At 37.3% G+C, this 9015-nt stretch carries 6 protein-coding genes and 2 tRNA genes; 6 read left to right on the plus strand and 2 right to left on the minus strand.

Going from position 1 to position 9015, the window contains the following annotated elements; genetic code table 11:
- Positions 1 to 20: 20 nt before the first annotated feature.
- Positions 21 to 1271 carry a tetratricopeptide repeat protein gene (locus GQO80_RS10080; protein WP_157208228.1) on the plus strand — a complete coding sequence of 417 codons (1251 nt, stop codon included), beginning with the start codon at positions 21 to 23 and terminating at the stop codon, positions 1269 to 1271.
- Between the two features lie 53 nt (positions 1272 to 1324).
- Here the strand turns inward: GQO80_RS10080 and GQO80_RS10085 are convergent, their stop codons facing one another.
- Both GQO80_RS10085 and GQO80_RS10090 read right to left on the minus strand, forming a co-directional pair.
- Positions 1325 to 2074, minus strand: a complete 750-nt coding sequence (locus GQO80_RS10085; RefSeq protein WP_157208229.1) for a C40 family peptidase — start codon at positions 2072 to 2074, stop codon at positions 1325 to 1327.
- A gap of 133 nt (positions 2075 to 2207) precedes the next feature.
- The gene (locus GQO80_RS10090) at positions 2208 to 3383 is read right to left on the minus strand and encodes an acetyl-CoA C-acyltransferase (RefSeq protein ID WP_157208230.1); all 1176 of its coding nucleotides are present in this window, start codon (positions 3381 to 3383) and stop codon (positions 2208 to 2210) included.
- Positions 3384 to 3510: 127 nt separating this feature from the next.
- Here GQO80_RS10090 and GQO80_RS10095 point away from each other — a divergent pair, with 127 nt between their 5' ends.
- The 5 genes from GQO80_RS10095 to GQO80_RS10115 all read left to right on the plus strand — a co-directional run bounded on the left by GQO80_RS10095 (position 3511) and on the right by GQO80_RS10115 (position 8913).
- Positions 3511 to 5559 (plus strand): HD family phosphohydrolase, encoded by a 2049-nt coding sequence (locus GQO80_RS10095; RefSeq protein ID WP_157208231.1) that lies wholly within the window; start codon positions 3511 to 3513, stop codon positions 5557 to 5559.
- Between the two features lie 94 nt (positions 5560 to 5653).
- Positions 5654 to 5737, plus strand: a tRNA-Ser gene (locus tag GQO80_RS10100).
- 176 nt (positions 5738 to 5913) lie between these two features.
- A tRNA-Pro gene (locus GQO80_RS10105) sits at positions 5914 to 5988 on the plus strand.
- Positions 5989 to 6192: 204 nt separating this feature from the next.
- The gene (locus GQO80_RS10110) at positions 6193 to 7422 is read left to right on the plus strand and encodes a site-specific integrase (protein ID WP_157208232.1); all 1230 of its coding nucleotides are present in this window, start codon (positions 6193 to 6195) and stop codon (positions 7420 to 7422) included.
- 639 nt (positions 7423 to 8061) lie between these two features.
- The gene (locus GQO80_RS10115) at positions 8062 to 8913 is read left to right on the plus strand and encodes a glycoside hydrolase family protein (protein ID WP_157208233.1); all 852 of its coding nucleotides are present in this window, start codon (positions 8062 to 8064) and stop codon (positions 8911 to 8913) included.
- Positions 8914 to 9015: the final 102 nt, after the last annotated feature.

A 9015-nucleotide genomic window follows, 5' to 3' on the forward strand; every position in this document is an offset into this window, starting at 1 on the left:
CAAATTAAATATTACAAAAAATGAAAAAACAGATTATCATAGCTGTAGCCATTTCACTGAGTGCGTTTTCATTCGCGCAGAAGAAGGAATTAAAAGAGGCTGAGAAAGCTTTAAAAGGGAACAATTATGCCGAAGCAAAAACAGCTTTGAAGCAAGCCGAAACCATGATGTCATCTATGGATGATAAACTTAAAGATCAATATCATTATTTGCATGCACAAGCATTATATGCCGGTGGCGCCGCTTCTATTAACGATATTGAAACTGCCTTGGAAGATTTGAAAAAAGTAACCAGCGGCTACGGCACCGAGATTGCCCAATTAAAGCAAACCATGGTGAATGGTATTTTAACAAAAGGCAATAAATTTTATGAAAACAAAGATTATTCCTCTGCTTCAAAATATTTTGAAAAAGCCTATCGCCTAAGCACAAAAGATACCGTGTTTCTTTATTATGCAGCCGCTACCGCTGTAAATGTTCAGGAGTACGACAGAGCCTTATCTATTTATGAGGAACTTAAAGATTTAGGTTATACTGGCATTGAAAAACAATACTTCGCCATCAACAAAGAAACGAATGAAGAAGAAGTTTTGGATAAAAGCACACGCGATCTATACGTGAAAGCTAAAAGCCATATTAAACCGGGAGAGCGCATAACCGAATCAAAAAAACCTGAAATTGTTAAAAACATAGCGTTAATTTATGTAAGCCAGGGAAAAGATGATGAAGCACTAGAGGCCATGAAAGCGGCACGTGCCGAAAGTCCAGATGATATAAACCTGCTATTGTCCGAAGCAAATATTTATTATAAAATGGGCAAAACAGAGGAGTTTAAAAATTTATTGGAAAAAGCAACCCAAATGGACCCCAACAACCCAGAATTGCAATATAATTTAGGTGTTATTTCTGGAGAATCCGGGCATCCAGAGGAAGCACGGGCCTATTATCAGAAAGCTATTGAATTGGATCCCAAGTACATTAATGCCTATATCAACCTTTCTGCCTTAATTTTATCAAAAGAGGAATCCATCATCAAGGAAATGAACGGTTTGGGGACTTCCAAAAAAGACGATTTAAGGTACGATGAATTAAGGGTTCAACGCCAGGAACTCTATAAAAGTGCCATTCCTTATTTAACAAAGGCACTCGAAATTGATTCCAAAAACATAAGTGCCGCCAAAACCTTAATGAATATTTATAGCATTATTGGTGAAACGGCAAAACATAACGAAATGAAAGCCAAAGTGGAAGCTCTAGAAGCAGGAAACTAAAAAAGTTATTTTATATAGGAAGACAGCCGTAATTTGCGGCTGTTTTTTTTTGCTTAAATTATTTTTTTGATTACCCGTAATTTATGGGTATGCATTTTTTTGTCCACATTAAATATACCCGAATGGTCCAGGCGGTCAATGCGCACTTTTCCGTGGGCATGAATGATGTAGTTGTCTTTCATTATAATGCCAACATGGGTAATCACCCCTTCATTATTATCAAAAAACGCCAAATCTCCGGGTTCGCTTTCTTCAATGAAACTCAAGGCTTCCCCTTGTGTAGCTTGCTGTGAGGCATCGCGCAGTAGCTTATGGCCATTTAATTTATAGGCCATTTGTGTAAACCCCGAGCAATCAATTCCAAAAGGTGTTTTTCCGCCCCATAAGTAAGGCGAATTTAAGTATAGAAATGCCGTAGATACAATGTTCTCTTTTGCATTTATGGAAGTTGTAAAGTGGCCATCGTACCTGTGGTTTAAAATGGAAAGGCCGTTTAATGTTGAACCCAATAAAATAGGATATAATTGGGCCTCATTATCTTCAATAAACTCGACCAAATCCAGCGATAGTTTTAAGGGGCCGTTTTCCAATTGCAGATAGGTGTCTTCGGTAATTTCAATATATTGTTTGCTGTCTATCCAGCCTTCGTATTGATCGAAAGAAAGTCTAATCTTGCTCCAATTTTTACGTTGTTCCAAAATCTTAAAAATTTCACCATACAAAACTTGCGACACAAGTTCGCTTGTATCGGCAGGTTCATTTCTAAGGGGTACAATGCTTAAATTACAAATTCCGTAGTGCATAAACGATTGTTTATTGGCTATTTTTATTAATTATTTTATGCATTTATTTTGAAAATGTTTCTAGAGATGTGATGAAATGTTCGTTCTTAAGCTTCATAACCAATAAATAATAACAATAAAAAAATAATATAGATTAACGTTCAATAACAATTGCAGAAGCACCGCCACCACCATTGCAAATGGCTGCAGCGCCCATTTTGGCATTGTTTTGTTGCAATACGTTTAATAACGTAACAATAATTCTTGCGCCCGAACAGCCTAAGGGATGCCCTAGCGAAACCGCGCCACCATTTACGTTTACGTTGCTGTCGTTAAGCCCCAGGAGTTTCATGTTGGCCAGCCCAACCACCGAAAAGGCTTCGTTAAACTCAAAAAAATCGACATCCTTAATGGTTATTCCTGCTTTATGCAAAGCTTTAGGGAGTGCCTTGGCGGGCGCTGTGGTAAACCATTCCGGTTCGTGGGCGGCATCGGCATAACTTTTTATGGTAGCGAGAGGTTTTAAACCCAGTTCAAGGGCTTTTTCCTTACTCATCAACACCAGGGCCGCTGCGCCATCGTTTATGGTGGAAGCATTGGCGGCCGTTACGGTGCCATCTTTAGAGAAGACTGGTTTTAATTGCGGAATTTTATCTAAAAAAACGTTGGTAAATTCTTCATCTTTATTAAAGATAAGGGGTTCACCACGACGTTGGGGCACTTCAACAGGAATAATTTCATTGTCAAATTTACCGGCTTCCCAGGCTGCCGCCGAACGCTTGTACGATTGTATTGCAAAGGCATCTTGTGCTTCACGAGAAAAATGGTGTTCCTTGGCACAAGCATCGGCACATACTCCCATGGCGTTTTGGTCGTAGGCATCCACCAATCCATCTTTTTGTAACCCATCAATTAATGGGGCAGGTCCAAATTTTGTACCGGTTCTTGCATATAAGTAATGAGGAATCAAGCTCATATTTTCCATGCCTCCGGCCACAACAATAGTGGCATCGCCCACCGCTATGCTTTGAGCCGCTTGCATAACGGCTTTCATGCCAGAGGCGCATACTTTATTTACGGTGGTACAGGGTACCGTATTGGGAATACCCGCAAAAATGGCCGCTTGTCTGGCTGGAGCTTGACCTGTTCCTGCCTGAACGACATTGCCCATTAGCACTTCATCAACCAAAGCGGGGTCTAAATTAATACGATCTATGGCGCCTTTTATTGCCACAGCGCCCAATTTTGGTGCAGGAACCGTTGAAAGCGTGCCCATAAAGCTTCCTATGGGCGTTCTAACGGCCGAAACAATTACGACTTCTTTGTTCATTACAAAACGATTAAACTTATTACCCGCGAAAATAATGATTTTTTGGCAGAAACCTGAACCATTCAATCATTATAAAAAATGGAAATCGCTTATAATTTTATTACATTTGGCTTCATTAACTTTATAAATGGATAACTTTATTAATAAATTGTACAGAAACCATTCCTTAATATATAAAGGGCTGTTGTTTATTGGTGCAACGTTTTTGATTGTATATATGTTTCCGAAAAGCGGAAAATTCAAGTACGATTTTGAAAAAGGGAAACCGTGGCAATCTGAAAATTTATTGGCGCCTTTTAACTTTGCCATCTTAAAATCGGATGCAGAGATAACAGCCGAAAAACAAACGGTTACCGATAATTCCATTTTATATTTCGATATCGACCCAAGCATTAAGCCCAAGGTGGAAAACGCTTATGCCCAACAGTTTAGAACGGTGTTTTCGGATACGATTCCTAAAAACATACGCAACAACCTGTACAAAACCGGGCAGCAAATAATTGAAGCCTTGTATGCCTTTGGTATTTCCAATGAAAGTCATGATTTTTCAGAAAAACGGATCATTGCCCTATTGGATAACCGCGTGAAGAAGCAAGACGGTTTTTTTTCTGATATTATAAAACAGGATGCCATTATACCTGTAATTGAAACAGTGCTTTCCAAAACCAATTCCATTGGGTTTAAAACCGATTTTTTTTCGTTGTTTTTCGATATCATTCAGCCTAACCTAACCTTTAATAAATCGTTTACTGAAAAAGCGCTTCAAGAAGCCATGGACAAAATTGCCTATGCCCGGGGCAGTGTTGAAAAAGGCACTTTAATTATAGCGAAAGGGGAAGTTGTAGATGTTAACAACTATCAAATACTAAAATCGCTCCAACTTGAATTTGAATCGCAGGTGTGGAGCAAATCCAGTTATTACTGGATCGTGTTTGCCTACACCTTATTGGTGGCATTGGCATTGTTGATGTTGTTTCTTTTTTTAAGGAAATATAGAAAAGAAGTGTATGAAAACAATACCAAGGTAACCTTCATCTTTTTTAACGTTTTATTGATGATATTTATAACCACATTGGTTGTTAACTATGATTCGAAGTTTGTTTACGTGGTGCCCATCTGTATTTTGCCCCTAATATTCAAGGCATTTTTTGATGCGCGATTAGGCCTGTTTGCACATGTAATTACCGTATTGCTGTTAGGGTTTATTGTGCCAAACAGTTATGAATACATGTTTTTGCAAATACTTGCCGGCATTGTAACCATATTAACGGTTTCTGAACTTTACAAACGGGCAAATTTGTTTATTTCGGTAGGGCAGATAACCTTGGTGTATATTGTGGCCTATTTTGCTTTTTTTGTGATACATGAAGGAAGTGTGGAAACCATACGTTGGGAAATGTTTATTTGGTTTATCTTGGGTGGTTTGGCAACCTTATTTGTGCAACCTCTTATCTATGTTTATGAAAAAATTTTCGGATTGGTTTCTGATGTCTCACTTTTGGAACTTTCAGATACGAATTCCAAATTACTTAAAGAGCTTTCCAACAAGGCACCAGGAACGTTTCACCATTCCTTAAATGTGGCCAATTTAGCCGAAGCGTCTGCCCATGAAATAGGCGCAAATGCCATGTTGGTGCGCGTAGGTGCTTTATATCACGACATAGGTAAGATGAAAAACCCAACATATTTTACCGAAAATCAATCGACGGGCATTAACCCGCACGACGAACTCTCATCGAAAGAAAGTTCCCGAATAATTACGGCCCATGTTATTGATGGCATTGAAATAGCAAAAAAGTACAATCTTCCAGATAGGGTCATTGATTTTATTAGAACCCATCATGGTACCAGTGTCGTGTATTATTTTTATATGCAGGAAAAAAGCGATTTTTCCGAGACAGATAAATCGGCCTTTAGTTATCCAGGGCCCAAACCTTTCAGTAAAGAAACCGCTATATTGATGATGTGCGATAGCGTTGAGGCCGCTTCAAAAAGTTTAAAAGACCCTACATCAGCCAAAATCGATGCGTTTGTTGAAACGATAATAAGCAAACAGATAGAAGAAGGTCAATTTTTAAATGCAAACATTACATTCAAAGAAATCCAATCGATAAAAAAAGTGTTAAAATACAAGTTGGCAAACATTTACCATTTACGGATAGAGTATCCCGAATAAAAATTAAAAAAAACAAAATAAAATAGTTGCTTTCTTGTTAAGTATAGACTACATTTGCAACCGCAAATTTATTGCATAAGTTCATAAAAATTAAGGAGAGGTGCCAGAGTGGTAATGGAGCAGATTGCTAATCTGTCGACGGGTAACTGTCGCCGGGGTTCGAGTCCCCGTCTCTCCGCATTAACAAAACCAAATTTATTTGATTCAAAAGCAACTGGAATTGGTTAAATTTTGAAAATTAAAATTTTAAGTTCTAACGAACTTTTATACAGGGTGTAGCGTAGCCCGGTTATCGCGTCCCGTCCTTGGCGGGAAGGTCGCAGATATTGAATCGCAATGAAATTGAGAGTATTTCGGGGTGTAGCGTAGCCCGGTTATCGCGCCTGCTTTGGGAGCAGGAGGTCGCAGGTTCGAATCCTGCCACCCCGACTTTTTAGTATATCAAATAGTGTCAAAAACTTGGTAATCGAATGATTATCAAGTTTTTGCAATTTAAAGGGTCACATTTAATTTGCTTTACTTTGGTAAAAAAAGTGACCTATTCGGTTACCATCTGTGGAAACCCATAAAAAAGGTAACCGAATGATTTGATTTGACTTTTGTTTTTAAAGTTTAATTTAAAAATGAAAGATTATGACACATTCAAACACCTTCAGTGTCCTGTTTTGGTTAAAACTGGCAAGTGCCAAGAACAGGAAAGCCCCTCTTTATGCCAGAATCACGGTAAACGGAAAACGCTCAGAACTGTCCCTAAAGCGAAAAGTCCTTATTTCAGATTGGGACACCACTAAGAACAGGCTGAAAGGCACATGTGAATCAAACAAACTTGTCAATGCCTACCTAGAGCAAGTTTATGCAAGACTGTTCGAATGTTACCAAAAACTGCAAAGCAGAAACAGTCTAGTAACCTCGGATATTATCAAAGCCCATTTTTTAGGGAAAACAGAAACCCGCCATTCACTGTCAGATATCATTGAATACCATAACATCCACATGAAGGACACACTGCGTTGGGGCACACAAAAGAACTATTATACCACACATAAGTATATCCTTCTCTTTCTAAAGGAAAAACACAAAACGACCGATATGTACCTATCAGAACTGGGGTATAAGTTCATCATAGATTTTGAACGCTTTTTAAGGCATCAGAACAAGATGGGCAACAATACCGTTATGAAACATATTGAGCGGTTACGAAAAATGGTAAGCCTGGCATTTAAAATGGAATGGTTGGATAAAGACCCCTTTATAAAGTTTGAGGCAAAATATGAAAGAAAGGAGAGGTGTTTCTTGACCTCGGAAGAACTGCAAAGCATAGAAAACAAAGTGTTTACAATCCAAAGGTTGCAATTGATAAAGGATCTGTTTGTTTTCAGTTGTTATACAGGGCTGTCCTATGGCGATGTGATGAACTTAACAACCGATAATATATGTAAAGGGATAGATGGCAAACAATGGATATATTCCCAAAGGGAAAAGACCAGTGTACCGGTTAAGATACCCTTACTATCAAAAGCACTGGACATAATTAAAAAGTATGAAACATATCCAAACGCAATAAACAAACAAAGGCTGTTTCCAACTATCTCCAATCAAAAACTGAATTCCTATTTAAAGGAGATAGCCGATGTTTGCAGAATACAAAAGAACCTGACCTTCCATATAGCAAGGCACACCTTCGCAACGACCGTAATGCTTTCCAATGGTGTACCCATAGAAACCGTATCAAAACTATTGGGACATACCAAGCTAACAACCACACAGATTTATGCAAAGGTAGTGGAGACCAAGATAAGCGAGGATATACAAAACCTCCAAATTAGATTTGAAACGAAGAAAGAACAAACTCAAGCCATTTAGCCAATAATTTTAAAGGCTTGAAAAAGAATTCCTTTCAATACACTCTGCATAAAGCAACGAGAGTGTATTGAAAGGAAATTTTATTATTTGTATAAAAAACTGATTGCCTTATTTCAGTACAGATCATAATTGTACAAAATCTCAATAGACTTAGGATCTAATGCCGCGAGGTGTGGGAGTTCGAGTCTCCCCGCCCGTACTTTACAACATTTTAAAAAAATGTTAAAAGCCTCTCGTTTTCGGGAGGTTTTTTTTGTTTGGGTACAACATAGGTACAACATTTTGCTTTTTTCTTATAAAAACATCACCTTTTTTATATCGAACTCACGTTATTTATATATTTTTTCTTTTCGACTAAAAACCAGCACTATAATTATTATTGTGAAATTGATCTTTTTTAAAATAAATAGAACAAACGTTTGTTCTATTCAATTTTATTTGTATATTGAGCCTGTAATTACAAAATAAATTCATTGTTTTATTGGATTTACGATTAGTTTTTTTAATAATTCATTGAAGGAATTAAGAGTTTACCATAAAGCTTAAATTACTAACTAACTTTAAATTACTAAACTAACTTATTAATTAACCATCAGTTAAACGGTCTTCAATGACTATAACTTTTAAAAACTAAAAATTATGAGAATTATAACTACTTTATTATTGCTATTTAATAGCTTAATCGGTCAATCCCAAGTAAATCAAGAGTTTAATGATGTCTCAGGAAGTTTTTATAATTATTGCCCGTCATATATACAAACTTCAAGTAGTGTTAGATATATTTACTATTGTAAAAACCCAAATAGTGGACAGATTGAAGATTATATTTATTGGAGAAAAGCTACACTTTCAGGATCTAATTGGGTGTGGGGATCACAACAAGTTGCCCTAACTCCTTCTGGTTCTGGATGGGATGACGAACATGTTTGTGACCCAGATATAAAACAGGGTTCTTTTGCTTACAATGGTCATACATACTCTTGGATTATGTTTTATTTAGGTACAGATCAATTGGACAATAATCATAATCAAATTGGAATTGCCTTAGCGGATAGTCCAGAGGGGCCATGGGTCAAATGGGGAGGGAATCCATTAATATCATTTGCTGGAACAACCTATTGGGGTGTGGGTCAGCCAAGCGCAACAAGTGTAAATGGTCAAGGGCGGTTTTTACTATTTTATACTCAAGGAGATTCGTCAGGAGCAAAAGTTTATAGTAAAGATATTGACTTAGCCAACCTTTCTAGTCCAACTTTAAATACTAGCCAGGAAATTTTTATTGATGGATTGACATCTAGAGATAATAATGTAACTCCAGTTGTTTTTCATAATGTAGGATTTGCTTATGATGGTACTAGTGATAGAATGTATTGCATAAGAGAAAGAGAACCTAATGATGTATATGACCCGAATTTTGTTTCATCACAACTTCAAGTAGCATATACGGATGGAGATAATATATGGAATAATTGGATAGGGCGGGCAAAGTGAACCACTTGCAGCGGATGAAAGTGAGCATAGCTAAGTAAGCGCTCAAAATCGATTCATTTGTGGTTAAATTTAGTATTTATTTTTCAATTTTTTACGCATGGA

The organism is Mariniflexile maritimum (assembly GCF_009746565.1).
Lineage (GTDB): Bacteria > Bacteroidota > Bacteroidia > Flavobacteriales > Flavobacteriaceae > Mariniflexile > Mariniflexile maritimum.